Source organism: Mitsuaria sp. CC2 (assembly GCF_048957715.1).
In the GTDB taxonomy this organism is placed as follows: Bacteria; Pseudomonadota; Gammaproteobacteria; order Burkholderiales; family Burkholderiaceae_C; genus Roseateles.
The window spans coordinates 91894-112117 of record NZ_JARVXN010000029.1; the positions used below are offsets into that span (position 1 = coordinate 91894).

Below are 20224 nucleotides of genomic sequence, written 5' to 3' on the forward strand. Positions count from 1 at the left end.
CGGTCCACTTCGGGCGATCGATGCCCGGTTCGCGGAGGCAAGATGCCCGGCATGATCGACCGTCGTCCCGCTCCTTCCCGTTCCGCGCTGGCCGTGCTGGCTGCCGCGGCGTGCGCCTGCGCGCTGCTGGCGGGATGCGGCACGCCGGCCCGTCCGCTGGAGTCCTCGCTCACGGACATGGACTCGCTGCAGCTGCGCTCGTGGCTCAGTCCGCAGCTGCGGCGCAACATCGACCTGCTGCCGGTCACCGGCGGCCAGGAGACCTCGATGTGGTGGGGCAGCCGGATCAACGCGATGACGCTGAACCAGACCTACCAGGAGTCGTTGCGGCGCCTGGGGCTGATGCCCGACGTCCCCGACACGGGGCGCTATCAGCTGAAGGTCGAAGTCCTGGCGCTGGCGCAGCCCAACGTGCCGGTGCTTCCTGAGGTCGCCCTCTCCGTCCGCTACACACTGACGGAACGCGCCGCCGGTGGCGGCAAGGTGCTGTATCAGCGGACGCTGCGCACGACGCAGAAGGCGGGCATCGACGACAGCCTGAACCCGAGCGAGCAGCTGCGCATTGCCACGGAATCCGCGCTGCGCAACAACATTGCGGATCTTGTCCGGGAGTTGGCCTCGCTCGCTCTGCCGACGTAAGAAAGTCGCCCTTCCCGTTATACGAATTCAGCAGATTTCCCACCCCAGCATATGCATATAAGCATTGATTGCTTGCCAAACGCCGGGTAATCCCTAAGCATCACGGTTTCCGCCCCAAAGAGGCGCATGACGGCAACGGGTGTCACCTGCCGCTAGCGTCCTTCTTCTTCCCGTGATCGAACTTCAAAGCCTGCACAAATCGTATGACGTCGAGGGTCGCCGTGTTCCGGCGCTCCAGCGCGTGGACCTCAAGATCGAACCGGGCGAGGTGTTCGGGATCATCGGCGCTTCGGGCGCCGGCAAGAGCACGCTGCTGCGCGTGATCAACCTGCTGGAGCGTCCCGACAGCGGTCAGGTGATCGTCGGGGGTCAGGACTTGCAGGCGCTGGACGCCGCCGCCCTGCGCGCCGCCCGCCAGAAGATCGCGATGATCTTCCAGCACTTCAATCTGTTGAGTTCGCGCACCGTGGCGCAGAACGTCGCCTGGCCGCTGCGCATCGCCGGTTGGGACGCCGCCCGGATCGCTCCGCGCGTGCGGGCGTTGCTGGCCCGGGTAGGCCTCGCCGACCAGGCCGACAAGTATCCGGCGCAGTTGTCCGGCGGTCAGAAGCAGCGTGTCGGTATTGCCCGTGCGCTGGCGCTCGACCCGCAGGTGCTGCTGTGCGACGAAGCCACCAGCGCGCTGGATCCCGAGACCACGCGGTCCATCCTCGATCTGCTGGCGGCGCTCAACGACGAGCTCAAGCTGACCATCGTGCTGATCACGCATGAGATGGACGTCGTGCGCCGCGTCTGCGACCGCGTCGCCGTGCTCGAAGCCGGCCGCATCGTCGAACAGGGGCCGGTCGCGCAGGTCTTCCTGCACCCGCGCTCGGGCACGGCGAAGCGCTTCGTCCTGGCCTCGGAACATGTCGACGAAGGCGAGCAACGCGATGACCACGCGCATGTCGCGGGCAGCCTCTGGCGGTTGACCTTCTTCGGCGAACGCACCTACGAGCCCTTGCTGGGCGAGGTCGCCCGCCACGCGAATCTGGACTTCGGCATCCTGGCCGGCCGCATCGACCGGATCAAGAAGCAGCCCTACGGGCAGTTGACGATCACCGTCAGCGGCGGCGACCGTGCCGCCGCGCGCCAACTGCTGGCCGATCGCGGCGTCCAGGTCGACGAGCTGCGCGCATGAGCCTCGCCGCCACCCCTTCCCTGCTGGACACGCTCCGCGCCATCGACTGGCCCGAGATCGCCACCGCCGGCGGCGACACGCTGCTGATGCTGGGCGGATCGCTGCTGTTCACCACGCTGCTCGGCCTGCCGCTGGGCATCGCGCTCTACCTCTTCGACCGCGACCGGCTGGTCTCATCGCCGAAGGTGTACGCGCTGCTGTCCCTGGTCGTCAACGTGCTGCGCTCGCTGCCCTTCGTCATCCTGCTGATCGTGCTGATCCCGTTCACGCTGCTGGTCACAGGCACCTCGCTGGGCGTGGCCGGCGCGATCCCGCCGCTGGTCGTCGGCGCGACGCCCTTCCTGGCGCGCCTCGTCGAGACCGCCCTGCGCGGCGTCGATCGCGGCATCGTCGAAGCCGGTCTCGCCATGGGCGCCAGCACCCGCCAGATCGTCTGGCAGGGACTGCTGCCCGAAGCGCTCCCGGGCCTCGTCTCCGCGCTCACCGTCACCGCGATCACGCTGGTCGGCTACACGGCGATGTCCGGCGTCATCGGCGGCGGCGGTCTGGGCGACCTGGCCATCCGATTCGGCTACCAGCGCTTCCAGACCGAGGTCATGGTCGTGACCGTCGTGATGCTGCTGGTGCTGGTCCAACTGCTTCAGATGCTCGGCGACTGGCTCGTGGCTCGCGTGTCCCACCGATAGCCATCGCCATCCGCCGAGCCACACCGCGAGCCTGGCTCGCTCAGAACCCCGCCTCCCCCTTTCATCGCCGGACGCCCCAAGCAGGCTTCCGGCACCGTCCCTCAGAGGAGTTTTACCCATGAAGAAGCTGTTCACCGCCGCCGTCGCGGCCCTGTCGCTGGCGGCCGCCGGCACCGCCGCCGCCGAGAAGCTGACCGTCGCCGCCACCGCGGTGCCGCACGCCGAGATCCTCAACCTGATCAAGCCCGAGCTGGCCAAGCAGGGCGTCGAGCTCGAGGTCAAGGTCTTCACCGACTACGTCCAGCCCAACGTGCAGGTCGCCGAGAAGCGCCTGGACGCCAACTTCTTCCAGCACAAGCCCTACCTGACCGAGTTCAACAAGGGCAAGGGCACGCACCTGGTCGCTGTCGCGGCGGTCCATGTGGAGCCCTTCGGCGCCTATTCGACCAAGCACAAGAGCCTGGCCGCGCTGCCCGAAGGCGGCACCGTCGCGATCCCCAACGACCCGACCAACGGCGGCCGCGCGCTGCTGCTGCTGGACAAGGCCGGCGTGATCAAGCTGAAGGACAAGGCCAACATCCTGTCCACGACCAAGGACATCGCCGACAACCCGAAGAGGCTGAAGTTCCGCGAGATCGAGGCCGCCACGCTGCCGCGCATCCTGCCGCAGGTCGACCTGGCGCTGATCAACACGAACTACGCGCTGGAAGCGAAGCTGAATCCGTCCAAGGACGCGCTCGCGATCGAAGGCGGCGAGTCGCCGTATGCCAACTGGCTGGTCACGCGTGACGACAACCAGAACGCCCCGGCCGTCAAGAAGCTGGCGGCCGCGCTGCAGACCGAGGCGGTCAAGCGTTTCATCCAGACGCAGTACAAGGGCGCGGTCGTTCCCGCGTTCTAAGACCGGATCCGACCGGGAGGTCGGGCAGGTTTGGGCGATATCCGCCACTTAGCGCCCCGCACACGCGGGGCGCTTTCATTTGCGGGCGGGATGCCGCGCATTTGTGCCGTATGGCGAACGACGCTTCTTGGCACCATGGCGGACTCCTCCCATGCCCAGGTCCTGCGTTCGCGCGAGCGCACGACCTGCCCCCTCCGTGACCGAACTCCTCGCGGCCCTGCCGCAGTTCTTCCTGTTCCGGGACGGCGCCCCGACGCTGCTGCTCACCGGCCGCTACGACTGGCCGCTGGTGCTGCTGTCGTTGGCGGTCGCCTCGCTGACCTCGGCGCTGGCGCTGCAGGTCGCGGGCATGGCCAAGCCGGCCAAGGGCTGGCGCCGCCAGCTGATGCTCGCCACCGGCGCGCTGGCCCTGGGCGGCGGCATCTGGTCGATGCACTTCATCGGCATGCTGGCCTTCCAGCTCTGTGCCCAGATCGCTTTCGACGCCCACATCACCGCGATGTCCATGGCCCCGGCGCTGGTGGCGTCCTGGGTCGCGCTGGCGCTGCTGGCTCGCCATCAGCTGGAGGTCTGGCGCCTGATCGTCGGCGGCGTGCTGGTCGGCGCCGGCATCGGCGCCATGCACTACATGGGCATGGCGGCGATGGAGATGAGCGTCGCCCTGCGCTACGACCCGGTCTGGTTCGGCGCCTCTATCGTCGTGGCGGTGCTGCTGGCGATGCTGGCCCTGTGGATCCGATTCGGCCTGGCCGGCAGGATCCCCCGCCACTGGGCCATCGCGCTCGGCGGCGTCGTGATGGGCTGCGCCATCGCCGGCATGCATTACACGGCGATGGGCGCGGCGCGCTTCGTCGGCCTGGGCGACGGCCCCTGCAACAGCAGCATCGAGAACGCCGGCTGGCTCGCGCTCGCCGTGACCGTGATGACGCTGGCGATCAGCGCCATCACCGCCGGCGCCAACGGCCTGCTGGCGCTGCGCCGGCTCAACACCGACCTGATGGACGAACGCCGCCGCATGCTCACCATGGAGCAGGCGTTGCGCGACAGCGAGACCAAGTACCGCACCGTCATCGCCAACAGCCCCGGCGTGACCTTCCGCTGCCGCATGGACGACAACTGGTCGATGCTGCTGATCAACGACGCCGTCGAGGAACTGACCGGCTGGCCCGCGCAGGATTTCCTGGACTGCCGCCAGCACTTCGCCGCGCTGATCCATCGCCATGACCAGGAACGCGTGAACGCCGCGGTCGAAACGGCCGTGGCCGCCGACGCGCCCTATTCGATCGAGTACCGCGTCCACACCCGCGAGGCCGGCGAGCGCTGGGTCTCCGAGCGCGGCCGCGCGGTGCGCGACGCCCGCGGCGCGGCGCAGTGGATCGATGGCGTGATCCTCGATATCACCGAGCCCAAGCGCCTGCAACGCCAGCTTGAGGACGCCAAGGAACGCGCCGAGTCCGCCGCCGCGGCCAAGAGCGCTTTCCTGGCCAACATGAGCCACGAGATCCGCACCCCGATGAACGCCATCCTGGGCTTCACCGAACTGCTGCTGGACACCACGCTGACCGACTCGCAGCGCCGACACCTGACGACGGTGCGGGGCTCGGCGCGCTCGCTGCTCTCGCTGCTCAACGACATCCTGGACACCGCCAAGCTGGACAAGGGCGCGATGGAACTGGAGGTCGTCGACTTCTCGCTGCGCACGGTGTGCGAGCAGGCGCTGAACTCGCTGAAGCTGCTGGCGCAACGCAAGAACCTGGCGCTGTACCTCGACTACCCGAGCGCGGAGCCACGTTTCTTCAAGGGCGACCCGCTGCGCGTGCAGCAGGTGCTGCTGAACCTGGTCGGCAACGCGATCAAGTTCACCGAACGCGGCCTGGTCACGCTGCAGATGCGCCAGGAGAGCGGCCACATCCACCTGGCCGTCATCGACACCGGCATCGGCATCGCCGCCGACCGGCTGGACCGCATCTTCGACGCCTTCGCGCAGGCCGACGCTTCGACGACGCGCCGCTTCGGCGGCACCGGCCTGGGCACGACGATCTCGCGCCAGCTGGTCGAGCGCATGGGCGGCCGCATCACCGTCGAGAGCGAAGTCGGCCAGGGCAGCATCTTCCACGTCTGGCTGCCCCTGGCGGCGGGCGACGCCGCGCGCGCCGAGGCCGACGCAACCGAAGTCGCCGTCACGCTGCCGCCGTTGCGCCTGCTGGTGGCGGACGACGTCGCGCAGAACGGCGAGCTGCTGCAGATCATCCTGGGCCGCGAAGGCCATCAGGTCACCCTGGCCTCGGACGGCCTGCAGGCGCTGAAGGCCTTCTCCGACGGCCGCTTCGACGCGGTGCTGATGGACGTCCACATGCCCGGGCTGGACGGTCTCGGCGCGACGCGCCGGATCCGCAACTTCGAACATGCGCAGGGCCGCGGCCACACGCCGGTCGTCGCACTGACCGCCAGCGTGCTGGAGGAGGACCGTCAGGCGGCCCTCGCCGCCGGCATGGACGGTTTCGCGGTCAAGCCCGTGGAGCCGGCGCGCCTGTTCGCCGAGATCGCCCGCGTGCTGGGCCTGACGCCGGGCCGCTCGCCGGCGTTGGCCGGGCCGGCGCCGACGACGCGTCATTCGACCGACGCGCGCATGGCCGGCGCGACGGCGGGACCGCTGGACTGGCAGCAGGGTCTGCGCCTCTGGGGCAGTGTGACCGCGTGGCAGCGTGGCCTGCGTCGTTTCGCCGAGGAACAGCGCGAAGGCGTCGCCCGTCTGCACCAGCTGACGCACAGCCGGCAGTGGATCGAGATGCGCGGGCTGGTGCACCGCTGGCGCGGCGTGGCCGGCAGCCTGGCCATGCCGGACCTGCTCGCGGCGGCGCAGCCGGTCGAGACGGCGCTGCGGCTCGGCAAGGAAGAGAACCTGATGGCGCTGGTGGACACGCTGGCGCTGGCGCTGCAACACACGCTGGACGCGGTGGCGGAGCTCGACGGCACGCCGTCGGACTTCGCGGCGAGCGCGTCCATGCCCCTGCCGGAGCCCTCCGCGACCGCGGTCGCCGTGGCGCAGGAATTGCGCGCGAAGAAGACGCTGATCGATCGACTCGCCGCGGCGCTCAAACGCAGCGAGCTCGACGACGAATCGCTGGCCGCCTTGCGTGGCGCGCTCGGCGCCGCGCGCGTCGCTCCGCTGGCGCAGGCGCTGGATGATTTCGACTTCGACGCGGCGCTGCTGCTGCTCCAATCGCTGCGCACGCAACTGAGCACGGCGTCCGCCGCGGCCTCGGGTGAGCGAGGATGACACCGTGACCGCCGACCATCGCCCCAAGCTGCTCCTCGTCGACGACGAGCCCGCCAACCTGCAGGTGCTGCGGCACGTGCTGCAGGACGACTACCGGCTGCTGTTCGCGCGCGACGGGCAGAAGGCGCTCGAACTGGCGAAAACCGAATCGCCGCAGCTGATCCTGCTCGACATCATGATGCCGGGCATGTCGGGTCTCGATGTCTGCCGGGTGCTGAAGTCCTTGCCCGCGACGAAGCGCACGCCGGTGATCTTCGTCACCGCGCTGGCCGATTCGCGCGACGAGACCGAGGGCTTCGAGGCCGGCGCGGTCGACTACATCGCCAAGCCGGTGAGCCCGCCGGTCGTGCGCGCGCGGGTGCGCACGCACCTGTCGCTGGTGCGCGCCGACGAGCTGCGCGAAACGCGGCTGCAGATCGTGCAGCGCCTGGGCCGCGCGGCCGAGTACAAGGACAACGAGACCGGCTGGCACGTCGTGCGCATGAGCCACTACGCCCAGCTGCTCGCGCTGGCCGCCGGCTGGACCGACCAGGAGGCCGACGATCTGCTGCATGCGGCGCCGATGCACGACGTCGGCAAGCTCGGCATTCCCGACGCGATCCTGCAGAAGCCGGGGCCGCTCAGCGAAGCCGAGTGGACGGTGATGCGCCGCCACCCGGCCATCGGCGCCGAGATCCTCGGCGACCAGACGACCGGGCTGCTGGGCCTGGCGCGCCGCGTCGCGCTGGGTCACCATGAGAAGTGGGACGGCAGCGGCTATCCCGAAGGCCTGGCCGGCGAGGCGATTCCGCAGGAAGCCCGCATCGTCGCCATCGCCGACGTCTTCGACGCGCTCACCAGCATCCGGCCCTACAAGCCGGCCTGGCCGATCGAGCAGGCGGTCGACCACCTGCGCGCCCAGGCCGGGCGGCACTTCGATCCGGCGCTGGTCGAGCAGTTCATCAGCGTGCTGCCGCAGGTGCTGGAAGTACGGGAGCGGTTCCTGGAAGAGGGGTGAGCGGCGAGTTCGTCGCGACACCCGACGCCTTTGCGGCCGCGCGATCCTCCGCCTGCCGCTTCATCACCCACGCGCGGGTCGGCAGCTCCGTCCCGAGAAACTCCCACCAGTCGTCCGCCTGCCCATGCGACGGTCGTGCCGGATAGGTGCCGTCGGCCTCCACCCGGCGCAGCCGGAAGAATTCGACCTCGCCCGTCGACGGGTTGGGCAGTGAGTAGAACTGTCCGGGCTTGCCGGTGCGCGCCTCTTCGAAGGCCTTGAGGTTCAACACCTGCGCGGCCACCTGTGCCGCATCCTCCCGCCATCCCTGCTCGATCATCGCCCGATAGATCGCGGGCCAGTGGGCGCTCAGCCGCATGTGCAGCAGGCCGCCGCCGCCGGCCAACCCGACCAGCTTGCCGTCCACCGCCAGATCGCCGGCCGGCCGGGCCGTGGCCAGCAGCCCGCTGCCTTCGTCGGTGGACCGGAACGGCGAGCTCATCTGCCCCCAACCCGGCATCGGGGGAGGGCGGCGACGATGGGTCATCCCGTCCGCGATCGTGCCGGCCAAAGGGATCAGCAGCTCGTCGGCCGAGGGGTCCTTCCACCCCCGCAGCGCGCGTTGCACCCGCTCCCCCAACAGGTCGTCCCAGTGCACATCGAGGCCCGAATGCTGGAAGCGTCCCCGCTCGGTCGACTTCAGGCGCGCGAGGGATCGATAGGTGAGCGGCAATCGCATGTCGTCGAAGCTGCGATCCCGCGCGCCTTCGCCGTAGACCCAGGCGTAGCCGTCGACGCGCGAAGTGGCGAAGGCATAGAGCCGGCGACCCTGCTCACGCGTGGCGCCTGGCTTGGGGTCCTTGAGCAGTCCCGCTTCCTGGACATAGCTCGCAATTGGCGCACCGGTCGTGCCGGCGGCCGACGACGCGTTCAGGGCGATCAACGCCAGCCCGCTGGGCGGCAGTTCCGCCAGCCCGGCATGCATCACGACCTGTCCGGGAAAGGCAGTCCCGGTTTGGCGTTGCGTGAAGCTCAGCGCCAGGCCGCTCACCGGGAACTTTGCGCGATCGGCGCATCGGCTCGTCGTCAACGCGATGCGCGAGGTGATGAGCGTCGCGGAACAGTCCTCAACGCCGAGGGCCCAGGCGGCCATCCGGTAATCGGCCTGCGGCGCGGCGGCCACCCATGCGGGGACGCTCAGCGCGGCAGCCGCGAGCCAGCGTCGGCCGTCACGGCGGCTCAGGCGCGCATCCGGGACGGGGCGCGTATCGGGAGGGGATCTCAAGATGCAAGTCATCGGTGGCACTCCAATCCCTCCGGGCTGGAGGGCGAGGCCATTCTTCGAAGACGCGCCCCTCGCCTCAATGGCCTCGACCTTGGCCGGCGCCATCCGGCACCGCCTCACATCGAGCGTCCGACCGCGGATCGAGGCCGTTGCATGCGCGTGCCGGTCCCCCCGTGTCCGGAGCAAGCGCAGCCAGGCCAGCTCCGGGAACAGCGTCGAGCATGGCGTCAAGGGACGACCCCGGTTATGACCCGCCCCCACAAGGTGATGCTCGCAATCCCCAGTCGCGGCGGCCCGGCGCGCGCGGGGCCGGAATAATGCGCGCCCATGGTGCTCAACTTCATCTGGATCGGGTTCTTCCTGATCGGCTTCGCGGTCGCGCTGGCGCGGCTGGTCCAGGGGGACCTGACCATCTTCACGCAGGTGCTCACCGGCATCTTCGACACGGCCAAGACCGGCTTCGACATCTCGCTCGGCCTGGTCGGCGTGATGAGCCTGTGGCTGGGCCTGATGAAGGTCGGCGAGAACGCCGGCGTGATCCAGCTGTTCGCGCGCGCGATGGGCCCGTTCTTTGGCCGCATCTTCCCGGAGGTGCCACGCGGCCACCCGGCGGGCGGCTCGATGGTCATGAACTTCTCGGCCAACATGCTCGGGCTGGACAACGCCGCCACGCCGCTGGGCCTGAAAGCGATGAAGGAGCTGCAGGAGCTCAACCCGCAGAAGGACACCGCCAGCAACGCGATGATCATGTTCCTGGTGCTGAACACCGCCGGCATCACGCTGATCCCGACCTCGGTCATCGCGATCCGCCAGGCGATGGCGGTGGACCAGGGTCTGGTCGGCTTCAACGCGGCGGACATCTTCCTGCCGACGCTGGTGGCGACCTTCATCTCCTTCATGTCGGGCCTGATCGCGGTGGCCTGGGTGCAGCGCATCAACCTGTTCAGCGCACCGGTGCTGGTGTTCGTCGGCGGCTTCATCGCGATCATGGCCGCCGTGTTCGGCTGGCTGCACAGCTACCCGCCGGAGGTGATGTCGCAGTACATCGGCCTGCTGGGCAGCGGCGTGATCCTGAGCATCATCGCGACGTTCATCGCCGTCGGCGCGTGGCGTCGCATCAATGTCTACGAGTCCTTCGTCGAAGGCGCCAAGGAGGGCTTCGGCGTCGCCATCCAGATCATTCCCTACCTGATCGCGATCCTGGTGGCGATCTCGGTGTTCCGCACCACGGGCTGCATGGCGTTCGTCGTGCAGGGCATCGCCGCCGGCGTGGCCGCGCTGGGCCTGCCGACGGACTTCGTGCCGGCACTGCCCGTCGGGCTGATGAAGACGCTGTCGGGCAGCGGCGCGCGCGGCCTGATGGTGGACGTGCTCAAGACCTACGGCGTCGACAGCTTCGAAGGCAAGCTCGCCGCGATCATCCAGGGCTCGACCGAGACCACCTTCTATGTGCTCGCCGTCTACTTCGGCAGCGTCAACATCAAGAAGACCCGCTACGCGCTGACCTGCGGGCTGCTGGCCGACGTGGTCGGCCTGGTCGGCGCGATCCTGGTGGGGTACTGGTTCTTCAAGTGAGCGTCAGTCGGCGAACTTCAGCGCCCACGGCGGCCCCTCTCTCCCAGCACCTCTGGCGCCCCTGCTTGCGTGACGGCGTGAGTCCCCAGGCTTCGTCCCGTCGACTCAGGCACAGGTTCAATCCGCAGACCTTGCGAACAGGAATGGCCGGGCAGCTCGCGCGCAAGTCAGGCGCATCCACCGGGCCCGCCCTCATCGGCTGGCGGTGTCGGCAAGTCCGTCCCTCGATATCGCCAATGGCGGCTGTCCGTGCCATTGGAGGGCGGCGGCTCGTATCCGCCTTCCGCAAAGGGAGCCACGAGCTCAAAGTATTCAAGGCGCCTGTTGACGTCGCTCCAGTGGACGAACAGCTCACCAGCCGAGCCGTTGCCTCCGGGGGACCCGGCCTTGACCGGCGTCAGCACCACGTCGCAGGACGGCAATTCCGTCCCGAGGTACTCCCACTCTTCGTTGTCCTTCCGGTCGATCGGGAAGTAGCCGTAGCCATTCGAACCGCGGTCGGCGGCGAGGCGAAAGAACTCCACCTCCGCCGTCCACGGGTTGTCGTAAGCGTAGACCCGCCCGACGACGCCACGCCGATCGAACGACTGCCAGTCGAGCAGGTCCGGACGCAGGTGGCCCAGCCGTGATTGCTGAACCCGCCGACGCGTCAGCGGCAGTCTCAGCGCATGCTCGATGTCCTGCCACGGATTCAGCACCTGCGAGGCCAGGATCAAGGCGTCCTCGCGGGCGCCAGCGTTCATCAACGTGCGATAGATCCACGGCCAATGGTGGCTCATGCGCGGCGAGCCTTCGAAGCCGTCGCGCATGACCGCGAACGGACCCCAGGTTTGCTCTTCGCGGACCCCCTTCAAGAACATCACCTTGCCACGCGGCAAGGTCCAGGAGGGGTTCGCCAAGACTTGACGACCGTATCGGACCGTCGCCCGCGCTCGATAGCTGAAGAGGACAAGCTGCTGTTCCCAATCCTCCTTGGTCATGGGCATCCGTTGCTGCAGAAGCTTGTCGCCAACGCTGGCGGACAGGAGTTGGCGCTCCAGCTGATAGCTGTTCACATAGGGACGCTGCCCATCCTTCAAGGATGCGGGATCATCGAGGACCACCAGACCAAGACCCGTAAGTCCGGTCGTGTCAGCCGGCGCTTGCGAACGGAAGCCTTTGCCGACCAGGATCTCTCCCGTCTCCAGCAGCTTGAATCGAGTCGGCCCGCCGTCCGCGACGCAGTCTGCCGCGGTGATGATCGCGCGACGCGAGATCAGCGCGCCCTCACACGCCTCATTCGCGACTCGGATCGGCGGCCGGGACTGGTCCAGATGCAGGCTCTGCTGGAAGTCGATGTCCCTGGACAAGTTGACGGCAGTGAGATTGGTTCCGGCATAGGCCCAATGACGGCTCTGTTGCCCCGGCCGCGGAAAGGGGGCCAATCTGCCATCGTTGCCGATCGCCAGCAGGCGGTAGTACTCGACGCCACCGTCGGCCCGACGCACATTGACGGCCATGGTCCCTATCGGCGTTTTCCCGTCGTCCGGCGCTGCCAGCGGCGAGCCACGAAACGGGGTCGTCGCCGAAGCGAGGCTGGGCAGTTCCTCGCCCAGGTATTCCCATCCGTTGCCGTCACGCGAGCCGGGTGGCAACGGGCCCGGACGTCCATCCGGCGAAGCCTTCACCAGTCGGAAGAACTCGATCTTCCTTGAGTCCTTGTGCTCGCGGGGCCATATGCTGCCCAGAGGCAATTCACGCATCGAGTCGCGCCAATCCTTCGCTGCGGCGTGGCCGTCGGCGCCATTGAAAGGATGCAACACGCGAAGCGCGAGGGACAGCGCGTCTTCACGCAAACCGTGATCGAGCATGATCCGGTATGCCCGCGGCCAGAAATTGCTGACCCTGACGTGGAATTGCGATTCGGTCGACAGACTCACGAGGCCCTGTGCCGCCCCCTTGCCCGCAAGGATGGCGCCGCCCCGGTTGTCGAGCGGAAAGTAGTACATCGCACCGTCGCGGGTGAGCCAAGGCGGGATGGCGATCACCGAGTCGGCGTGGCCCAACATGTCCGCCAGGACGGCATTCGTCGGCCTGCCATAGTTCCAGATCCGGAAGGAGTCGGCGACGCTGGCCGGTGCCACCGGCTCAAACGGCACCTGACCTCCGACGCCCCTGAAGTAGTCATAGCGAATCACGCCCAGAGGTTCGGCCTTCATGATGGGCTTACGCCAGTCGAAGGGCGCACTTCGATTCAGCGGTCCATAGACAGTCAGCGGCGTCCCCTCGACGACCATCTGCTGCTCGCTCCGGTACGACGGAATGGGGACCAGCGGCCTGTCGACGGCCTGGTCCAGCACGATCGCGGCGATGTCGTCGTGCGGCCCCCTGACGGTGGCCGGCGCGATCACCGTGCCCTTGGCGCGTGTCATGTCGTCCAAGTGCAGGAATATCTCCGACGGATAGGCCTTCACACATCGTGCGTTGGCCAGGGCCATCCGGGGCGAGATCAGCGTGGCCTGGCATCTGTGATGACCCAGCGCCCAGCCGGGTACGTCCCCGCCGAGCAGTTCTTTGCCGAATTCCCCGGCAGGCGAGGCGGTGGCATACGCCGCCAAGCACAGACCAGTGGCAGCCGGGAGGAGCTTCCTGAGCGACATGGGCGTTCATCCAGTGAGTTGAGCACCCCCACTGAGTCGGCGAACACCGCCGCTGCGAGACGCCCGCCGCTCCCAGGCGTCGGACGGGACGACTCACATCGACTTGAACAGATGCACGTAGGCCCGGCTCACGGGCAGCTCGCTCGCATGACCGCGCACGCGCACGAACAGGCGGCTCAGTTCGTCGCGCCGCGTGCCGGTCACGTGGTCGAGGTTCACGATCGTCGAGCGGTGCACCTGCCAGAAGCGCTCGCCGTCGAGTTGTCCAGCGAGCTCGTGGATCGAGGTACGGATCAAGTATTCGGTCGTCGCGGTCTGGACGCAGGTGTACTTGTCGTCGGCGCGGAAGAAGAGCACCTCGTCGACGGGCACCTGATGCATCAGGTCGCCCTGCGTCGCGCGTATCCAGCGCAGCGGTCCGACCGGCCTGGACATCGCCCCGCCCGGCGCATGCAGGCGTTGCAGCGCGGCGAGCAGCCGGGCGTCCACGCCGTCCCCGCTGTCATCGGCCACGCCCGCCGCCCGCTTCGTCAGCGCGCGACGGATCCGTCCGACGGTGCGGGCCAGCCGGTCCGCCTCGACAGGCTTGAGCACGTAATCGATCGCTCCTGCTCGAAGGCCTGCACCGCGTACTGGTCATAGGCGGTGACGAAGACGACGCGCGTCCCGCCCTCGATGCCTTCGGCGACCTCCAGTCCCGTGAGACCCGGCATCTGGATGTCCAGGAAGGCCAGGTCCGGCTGAAGCGCCGCGATCTGCTCCGCGGCCTCCTGGCCGTTGCGGGCGATGTGGACGATGTCGAGATCCGGCCAGACGACGCCCAGCTGGGCGGCGAGCGCGCGAGCCAGATGCGGTTCGTCGTCGGCGATCAGCGCGGTGAATGTGGCGGAAGCGGTGGGCGAGGTGGGAACGGTCATGATCGTTGACTGGGCGTAGCGGTCGGCGGTCGGCGGTCGGCGGTCGGCGGGATCAGACATCCAGCGGCACGCGCAGCGTGACGCGGCAGCCCGGTTCGGCGGCTTCGAGGGTCAGCGACGCGCGGTCGCCGTAGTGCGTCATCAGGCGCTCGCGGAGGTTGACGAGCGCGATGCCGTTGCCGGCGCGGCGCGAGGCACCGGGCCCGACGCCGTCGTCGCGCACCTCGACCACCAGGAAACCGCCGGTCAACGCGGCGTCGACGCGCACGGTGCCGCCCTCGATCTTCGGTTCGAGGCCGTGATGGACCGCGTTCTCGACCAGCGGCTGCAGCAGCATCGGCGGCAGCGGGACGACGCGGGCCTCGGGAGAGGCGCTGATCTCGACACGCAGCCGGTCTTCCATCCGCGTCTGCAGCACCGTCAGGTAGGCGGCGGCCAGCGACAGCTCGTCGTCCAGAGGCCCGGTCTCGCGGCGCAGACCGCCGAGCGACGCCCGCAGATAGGCGGTGAACGCGCCCAGCATCTCCTTGGCCTTGGGCGCGTCGTAGTCGATCAGCGACTGCACGTTGGCCAGCGTGTTGAACAGGAAGTGCGGCTCGATCTGTCCCTGCAGCAGGCGCAACTGCGCCTCGGTGGCGCGGCGCTCGGCGTTGAGCTGCCGGTTCCTGGACGCGAACCAGTGATGCAGCACGAAGGTGATGCACAGCGACAGCGCGGACGTGATGCCGATGATCTTCCCGCCCTGCGACCAGTCCAACCGGACCCAGCCCGCCAGTCCCGCCATCCACATGCCCGGCACCCAGCCGATCAGCACGCCCAGCAGCGGCACGCCGGAGAAGAACACCGTGCGCTTCCAGTTCGCCCAGGCGCGGATGCGGGGACGGCCGCCGAAGAGCGGCACGAGGACGGTGAACAGGGTCTGGATGAGCAGGCCGATGGTCAGGCAGACGATGACGTTCTTCCAGTACCACCAGGCCCAGATCGCGGGATCGGTCCAGCGGGCGGTGCGGGCGTTCAGGACGAAACCCAGGACCGTGAAGCCGACCGCCAGCGCGCAGGAGAACAGCACCGTCCAGATCCACTGCAGCCAAGCGGGGCCGCTGGGCCGGGCATCGTTGCTCAGCCAGGCATGCCAGGAGGCACGCAGCCGGCGGGCATCGCGCCAGAGGGGACGGGACGGAGCGGGAGTCATGCGGCGCAGTGTAGGGAGACGCCGGGGTCCCCCGGACGGGGGAGACGACGGATCGACGGCGTGACGGATGGATCGACAGCGCCGGGTGGCCAATAATCCGCCGGACGCATTCCACGGAGACCCGCATGAGCTACATCCTGCTGATCAACGAACCTGTCGGGCAGCGAGAGGCGCGCACGCCGGAGCAGGGCCGCGAGTCCTACGAGCGCATGACCGCCTATGCAGACCAGTTGCAGGCCAAGGGCCTGCTGCACGCGGCGCAGTCGCTGCAGTCGGTGAACGGATCCACGCGCGTGGCGAAGCGCGATGGCCGCATGACCACGATCGACGGCCCGTTCGCCGAGGCCAAGGAGATGGTCGGCGGCTTCTTCTGGCTGAACGTGAAGACCCGCGAGGAAGCGCTCGCGATCGCCCGCGAATGCCCGGCGGCGGAGTGGTGCACGGTGGAGGTCCGTTCGATGGTGCCCTGCTACACCGAGTCCAAGGCCTGAAGCTGCCGGCGCTTCCTGAACATCCGGCGCGCCCGGCGCTTCTGGAGGATTTTTCGAGGACCGCGCGCCGGCCTGTCGAAACCGGCGCGGCCGGATCGTCGTGGACATGTGGACCTTCTCCGCATTCCCCCCCACCCGATTCTGGAGCCTCGTCATGCGCCACAAGCAAATCTTCGTGAACCTGCCCGTCAAGGACGTCGAGCGCAGCAAGCGCTTCTACGCCGCGATGGGCTACGAGTTCAATCCGCAGTTCTCCAACGAGCAGGCCTTGTCGATGGTCATCTCGGACGACATCTACGCGATGTTGCTGGTCGAGGAGTTCTTCCAGACCTTCACGCCGCGGAAGATCTCCGACGCGCATGCCGCGACCGAGGTGCTGACCTGCCTGTCCTGCGAGAGCAAGGCGCAGGTGGACGAGCTGATCGCCAAGGCCCTGGCTGCCGGCGGCACCGTGCCGCGCGAGCCGCAGGACATGGGCTTCATGTACTCGCAGGCGTACGCGGATCCGGACGGGCACATCTGGGAGCTGATGTACATGGACATCACGCAGTTCCCAGGCGCCTGAGTCCGGACGGGCGCGATCGCCCGGCATGCGGAGCGGCATCCCCGCCTCCGAGGCCGTACGATCGCGCGCATGACCGACGAGACCCATCGCGCGATCACGACCGTCTGGCGGCAGGAGTCCGCCAAGATCATCGGCGCCCTGTCGCGACTGACCCGCGACGTGCCGCTGGCGGAGGAGCTGGCGCAGGACGCGCTGGTCGCCGCGCTGGAGACCTGGCCCCGGCAGGGCCTGCCGGACAAACCCGCGGCCTGGCTGATGACCACGGCCAAGCACCGCGCGCTGGACCGGCTGCGCCATGTGAAGCTGAGCGGCGACAAGCTGGAGCAGCTCGGCCATGAGCTCGACGCGCGCGAGGCGATGATCGTGCCGGACTTCGTCGAGCGTCTGGATGACGATCGCGCGGCGCGCGAGATCGGCGACGACGTGCTGCGGCTGATGTTCTGCGCCTGCCATCCGGTGCTGAGCCTGGAAGCGCGCGTGGCCTTGACGCTGAAGATGGTGGCTGGCCTGACGACGGGCGAAATCGCTCGTGCCTACCTGCAGTCGGAGCCGACGGTGGCGCAGCGGCTGGTCCGCGCGAAGCGCACGCTGGGCGAGGCGAACGTGCCGTTCGAGCTGCCGCGCGGCGAGGCGCTGTCGGAGCGGCTGGCCGCCGTGCTGGAAGTGCTCTACCTGATCTTCAACGAGGGGTACGCCGCGACCAGCGGCGAGCGCTGGATACGCCAGGACCTGTGCGACGAAGCGCTGCGGCTGACGCGCATGCTGGTGAAGCTCGCGCCGCGCGAGGGCGAAGTGCTGGGGCTGCTGGCGCTGATGGAGCTGCAGTCTTCCCGAACCCCGGCGCGCGTCGATGCGCAGGGACAGCCGGTGCTGCTGCTGGAGCAGGACCGGTCGACGTGGGATGCGGCGGCCATCGAGCGCGGCCTGACGGCGCTGGAGGCGGCCGATCGCCTGGCGGCTGAACTCGATGACGGCCACGGCCTGGGGCCGTACGCGCTGCAGGCGGCGATCGCGGCCTGCCACGCGCGGGCGCGCCGCGCCGAGGACACCGAGTGGCCGCGCATCGCGGCGCTCTACGAGGCGCTGGCGCTGCGGCAGCCGTCGCCGGTGGTGGAACTCAACCGCGCCGTGGCGCTGTCGATGGCCTTCGGACCCGCGGTCGGTCTGGAGATCGTCGACCGCCTGAGGGAGGAGCCCGCGCTGAAGCAGTACCACTGGCTGCCCAGCGTGCGCGCGGACCTGTTGTCCAAGCTCGGCCGCAACGCCGAGGCGAAAGAGGAATTCGAACGCGCCGCGGCGATGACCGGGAACGAGCGCGAAAAGGAGTTGCTGCTCAAGCGGGCGAGGGAGCAGGGGCACTGAGGCCCCTGCGGGTCAGAACACTTCAACACCGGCGAGTTCCGCGGCGGCCCGCAGCCCCTTGTCCGCCGTGGCGAGCGCTGCATTCCTCTCAATCGCGAGCGCCAGGTACAGCGCGTCGAAGCCCTGGACGTTGTGCTGCAAGGCGAACTCCACCTGCTCCGGAAGCGGCATGACATCCTCGTCCATCGCAATCGGATAGAAGTCGAGCAGCTCCGCGTACATCTGCAGCTCCTCCTCGGGCCAGCCTTGTGCGCGTCCCCGCTTCAGCAGCGTATAGGCGCACTCGGCGGTGAAGACATAGGGCGCGATGAGGCGAGCCTCCTTCGTCGCCGATGCTTCTGCCAGGCGCCCGGCATAGCGGTGGAGCGACTCACTGTCCTTGCGCAGCGCCAGCCACCCGAGCGCCACATTCGAGTCAACGACCACGGTCTTCATCGCGAGTCTCCCGAGTCCACGCCACGACATCGCCGCCACCCCGCGGCTCCTCCAGGAGCTGACGGTGCTTCGAGTAGATCGCGAGCATTCGTTCAGGTGCGTCGTAGCGCATGTGCCCCTTGCCCGCGCCGACTGGCGGAGGCGTGAAACGCCCCTCCTCACGAAGACGGATGAGGCGATTGATTGCTTCGAGCTGACGCCGGGCCGTGATGGAGTACGGCCCCGGAATCACGTCGAAGGCATTCGTCACTCGATCCAGGACGGGCGAAGTTGGGTGGGGGCAGCGGCGTGTTGTGAGCCGCAGCGTCCATCAGCAGAGTCATGAAGCCTCCTAACGGCAATTGCAGAAGAGGCCTTCATTCTTGGCTCGGATCGGAGGGGTCGACTTCGACCCACGGCTTCCTTTCGGCGGAATCGCCACGCAAGTTTTTGTGTATCTGATCGGAATGCGCGCTGTCGACGCGCATGATCAATCCGGCGAATCGCCCTCGCCTTCGCTCTCGTCGGTAAGCCAGGTGCCCGCCATCGCGGCGTTCTTGCGCTCGCGCTTGGCGGCGTACATCGCGGCGTCGCTGCGCGCCATCAGCGTCTCCAGCGTGTCGCCCTCCTGGCGCTGTGCGGCGCCGATGCTGATGCTCACCTGCAGGCCCTCCGATACCGCCGACCAGTCGTGCTTGCGCACCGCCTCGTCGAGCCGGAGGCAGGCCTGCTGCGCGATGTCCTCGGTCGCGCCGCGCAGCAGCAGCACGAACTCGTCGCCGGCCAGGCGCGCGGCGACGTCGTGCTCGCGCACGTGCTGTCGCATCAGCCGCGCGATCTCGCTCAGCACCTGGTCGCCGACCAGGTGCGAGTGCCGGTCGTTGACCTGCTTGAAGTGGTCGACGTCGATCAGCGCCAGGCTCACCACGCCGCTGCCCGCGAGCTGCGCCCGCGCGTGATCCTCGAAGCTGCGGCGATTCGCGAGCTCCGTCAGCGGATCCTCCATCGACAGCTTCTCCAGCCGGAGCGCCTCGTCCGCGAGCTGCGCGCGGTCGCGCTCGCTGCGGCGCGCGTCGAGCTGCCATTGCACCGTCGCCTCGCGGCTCGCGAGGCTGGCGATGCGCACGCGCGCCTCGCGCTCGCGCAACGCGCGCATCCGCTGCAGCGCGCGTTGCGGCTGCCCCTGCTGTTCCTCGATCTGGCTGGCGATCAGCTCGCCGAGTTGCGCCAGCGGCTCGTGCTGCACCGCGTCCGCCGCCGTCACCGTCTGCGCCGCCGCGCGCCGCGCCTGCGGCCACAGGCGGCGCGCCCAGGCCAGTTCCGCCTGCACCCAGCCCGCCAGTGCGACCAACCAGTGACGCTCCTGCTCCGGCAACTGCGCCAGCGTCTGCTGCAGCTCCGGCTGCGCATAGGCCGTCGCGCCCTTCCATATCTGCGCCATCGTCTGCATCAAAGTCCACCAGCAATTCGCCTCGGCGTCGCCTTCGGACAGCAGGTGACGCGCATTGATCAGATGTCCCTCCAGCGGGCCCAGCGGCGGCAGCTGGCCGCGCTGCTCGCGCTCGCCCGCATAGGCCAGCAGTGACCCCAGCGCCAGCCACAGGCAGGCGATCAGCGGAGACAGCCGCGGCTTGCTCGCATTGGCCGCGTCGACGGCTTGTCGCAGCACTTCCGCCGCCTTGTCGAAATTGCGCGCCCACACGTGGCAGGCGCCCAGGTCCTGCAACGCCACCACCAGGGCCGCGCCGTCGCCGCGCGATTGCGCCAGCCTCAGGCCGAGCAGCGCCGCCTCGATCGCTTCCTCGTGGTGTCCTGCCGTGGAGGCGCTGTGCGCCAGCACCGACAGCGCGCCGGCCTCGCCGACCGCGTCGCCCTGCTGCCGGAACAGCCGCGCCGCCAGCTCGCTGCGCGCGCGCGCTTCGCCGGGCCGGTGCAGCACGCGGTCGCAGCGCGCCAGATGCAGCAGCGCCTGCGCGCGCTGCGCGTCGTCGCCCTCCTCCAGCGCCAGGAGCAGCCACTCCTCGCCGGGCGACTGCGCGGCGACGGCGTCACCGGCCTGCAGCGCGGCGCGGGCTTGTTGGGCGATGGCGGAATGCGGGTCCAAGACGGGGTCGGAACGCAA

Annotated in this window: 15 protein-coding genes and 1 pseudogene; 10 read left to right on the plus strand and 6 right to left on the minus strand. The window is 68.8% G+C overall.

Features of this window, described 5'->3' with window-relative positions:
* Window positions 1–51: 51 nt before the first annotated feature.
* The 6 genes from PV762_RS20125 (at window position 52) to PV762_RS20150 (ending at window position 7683) form a co-directional block, all read left to right on the plus strand.
* The gene (locus PV762_RS20125; protein ID WP_421036776.1) at window positions 52–639 is read left to right on the plus strand and encodes a hypothetical protein; all 588 of its coding nucleotides are present in this window, start codon (window positions 52–54) and stop codon (window positions 637–639) included.
* 172 nt (window positions 640–811) lie between these two features.
* Complete coding sequence (locus PV762_RS20130) at window positions 812–1819, plus strand: methionine ABC transporter ATP-binding protein (RefSeq protein ID WP_421036777.1); 1008 nt, start codon at window positions 812–814, stop codon at window positions 1817–1819.
* Window positions 1816–2505 (plus strand): methionine ABC transporter permease, encoded by a 690-nt coding sequence (locus PV762_RS20135; RefSeq protein WP_421036778.1) that lies wholly within the window; start codon window positions 1816–1818, stop codon window positions 2503–2505. The genes PV762_RS20130 and PV762_RS20135 overlap by 4 nt, the downstream gene beginning before the upstream one ends.
* A gap of 118 nt (window positions 2506–2623) precedes the next feature.
* Entirely contained in the window at window positions 2624–3406 is a 783-nt protein-coding gene (locus PV762_RS20140) for a MetQ/NlpA family ABC transporter substrate-binding protein (RefSeq protein ID WP_421036779.1), read from the plus strand.
* Between the two features lie 196 nt (window positions 3407–3602).
* Window positions 3603–6686 carry an MHYT domain-containing protein gene (locus PV762_RS20145; RefSeq protein WP_421036780.1) on the plus strand — a complete coding sequence of 1028 codons (3084 nt, stop codon included), beginning with the start codon at window positions 3603–3605 and terminating at the stop codon, window positions 6684–6686.
* Between the two features lie 4 nt (window positions 6687–6690).
* On the plus strand, window positions 6691–7683 hold the full coding sequence (locus PV762_RS20150) for an HD domain-containing phosphohydrolase (protein WP_421036781.1): 993 nt from the start codon (window positions 6691–6693) through the stop codon (window positions 7681–7683).
* Here PV762_RS20150 and PV762_RS20155 read toward each other — a convergent pair.
* Window positions 7628–9052 carry a hypothetical protein gene (locus PV762_RS20155; protein WP_421036782.1) on the minus strand — a complete coding sequence of 475 codons (1425 nt, stop codon included), beginning with the start codon at window positions 9050–9052 and terminating at the stop codon, window positions 7628–7630. The genes PV762_RS20150 and PV762_RS20155 overlap by 56 nt on opposite strands.
* Before the next feature lie 222 nt (window positions 9053–9274).
* On the opposite strand from PV762_RS20155, the gene PV762_RS20160 reads away from it, so the two are divergent.
* Window positions 9275–10522 carry a nucleoside recognition domain-containing protein gene (locus PV762_RS20160; RefSeq protein ID WP_421036783.1) on the plus strand — a complete coding sequence of 416 codons (1248 nt, stop codon included), beginning with the start codon at window positions 9275–9277 and terminating at the stop codon, window positions 10520–10522.
* 167 nt (window positions 10523–10689) lie between these two features.
* Here the strand turns inward: PV762_RS20160 and PV762_RS20165 are convergent, their stop codons facing one another.
* The 3 genes and pseudogenes from PV762_RS20165 to PV762_RS20175 all read right to left on the minus strand — a co-directional run bounded on the left by PV762_RS20165 (window position 10690) and on the right by PV762_RS20175 (window position 15270).
* A complete protein-coding gene (locus PV762_RS20165) occupies window positions 10690–13161 on the minus strand; it encodes a hypothetical protein (protein ID WP_421036784.1) in 2472 nt (823 codons plus the stop codon).
* A gap of 93 nt (window positions 13162–13254) precedes the next feature.
* Window positions 13255–14078 (minus strand): annotated as a pseudogene (locus tag PV762_RS20170) (LytR/AlgR family response regulator transcription factor).
* A 52-nt stretch (window positions 14079–14130) separates the two neighbouring features.
* Window positions 14131–15270, minus strand: coding sequence for a sensor histidine kinase (locus tag PV762_RS20175; protein WP_421036785.1), 1140 nt, complete (start codon window positions 15268–15270; stop codon window positions 14131–14133).
* A 125-nt stretch (window positions 15271–15395) separates the two neighbouring features.
* Here PV762_RS20175 and PV762_RS20180 point away from each other — a divergent pair, with 125 nt between their 5' ends.
* The 3 genes from PV762_RS20180 (at window position 15396) to PV762_RS20190 (ending at window position 17688) form a co-directional block, all read left to right on the plus strand.
* Window positions 15396–15761, plus strand: a complete 366-nt coding sequence (locus PV762_RS20180; protein ID WP_421036786.1) for a YciI family protein — start codon at window positions 15396–15398, stop codon at window positions 15759–15761.
* A gap of 154 nt (window positions 15762–15915) precedes the next feature.
* Window positions 15916–16326 carry a VOC family protein gene (locus tag PV762_RS20185; RefSeq protein ID WP_421036787.1) on the plus strand — a complete coding sequence of 137 codons (411 nt, stop codon included), beginning with the start codon at window positions 15916–15918 and terminating at the stop codon, window positions 16324–16326.
* Window positions 16327–16395: 69 nt separating this feature from the next.
* Window positions 16396–17688, plus strand: a complete 1293-nt coding sequence (locus PV762_RS20190; protein WP_421036788.1) for an RNA polymerase sigma factor — start codon at window positions 16396–16398, stop codon at window positions 17686–17688.
* 12 nt (window positions 17689–17700) lie between these two features.
* Here the strand turns inward: PV762_RS20190 and PV762_RS20195 are convergent, their stop codons facing one another.
* Together PV762_RS20195 and PV762_RS20200 are read right to left on the minus strand one after the other, a co-directional pair.
* Window positions 17701–18123, minus strand: coding sequence for a type II toxin-antitoxin system VapC family toxin (locus PV762_RS20195; RefSeq protein WP_421036789.1), 423 nt, complete (start codon window positions 18121–18123; stop codon window positions 17701–17703).
* Window positions 18124–18592: 469 nt separating this feature from the next.
* Window positions 18593–20206 (minus strand): GGDEF domain-containing protein, encoded by a 1614-nt coding sequence (locus PV762_RS20200; RefSeq protein ID WP_421036790.1) that lies wholly within the window; start codon window positions 20204–20206, stop codon window positions 18593–18595.
* Between the last annotated feature and the right edge of the window lie 18 nt (window positions 20207–20224).

Excerpts from the sequence above, each read along its gene's own strand:
- PV762_RS20190 (WP_421036788.1), top strand. The coding sequence starts at position 16,396 with ATGACCGACGAGACCCATCGCGCGATCACGACCGTCTGGCGGCAGGAG.
- PV762_RS20155 (WP_421036782.1), bottom strand. The coding sequence starts at position 9,052 with ATGGCGCCGGCCAAGGTCGAGGCCATTGAGGCGAGGGGCGCGTCTTCG.
- PV762_RS20175 (WP_421036785.1), bottom strand. The coding sequence starts at position 15,270 with ATGACTCCCGCTCCGTCCCGTCCCCTCTGGCGCGATGCCCGCCGGCTG.
- PV762_RS20160 (WP_421036783.1), top strand. The coding sequence starts at position 9,275 with ATGGTGCTCAACTTCATCTGGATCGGGTTCTTCCTGATCGGCTTCGCG.
- PV762_RS20180 (WP_421036786.1), top strand. The coding sequence starts at position 15,396 with ATGAGCTACATCCTGCTGATCAACGAACCTGTCGGGCAGCGAGAGGCG.
- PV762_RS20185 (WP_421036787.1), top strand. The coding sequence starts at position 15,916 with ATGCGCCACAAGCAAATCTTCGTGAACCTGCCCGTCAAGGACGTCGAG.
- PV762_RS20165 (WP_421036784.1), bottom strand. The coding sequence starts at position 13,161 with ATGTCGCTCAGGAAGCTCCTCCCGGCTGCCACTGGTCTGTGCTTGGCG.
- PV762_RS20135 (WP_421036778.1), top strand. The coding sequence starts at position 1,816 with ATGAGCCTCGCCGCCACCCCTTCCCTGCTGGACACGCTCCGCGCCATC.
- PV762_RS20125 (WP_421036776.1), top strand. The coding sequence starts at position 52 with ATGATCGACCGTCGTCCCGCTCCTTCCCGTTCCGCGCTGGCCGTGCTG.
- PV762_RS20195 (WP_421036789.1), bottom strand. The coding sequence starts at position 18,123 with ATGAAGACCGTGGTCGTTGACTCGAATGTGGCGCTCGGGTGGCTGGCG.
- PV762_RS20140 (WP_421036779.1), top strand. The coding sequence starts at position 2,624 with ATGAAGAAGCTGTTCACCGCCGCCGTCGCGGCCCTGTCGCTGGCGGCC.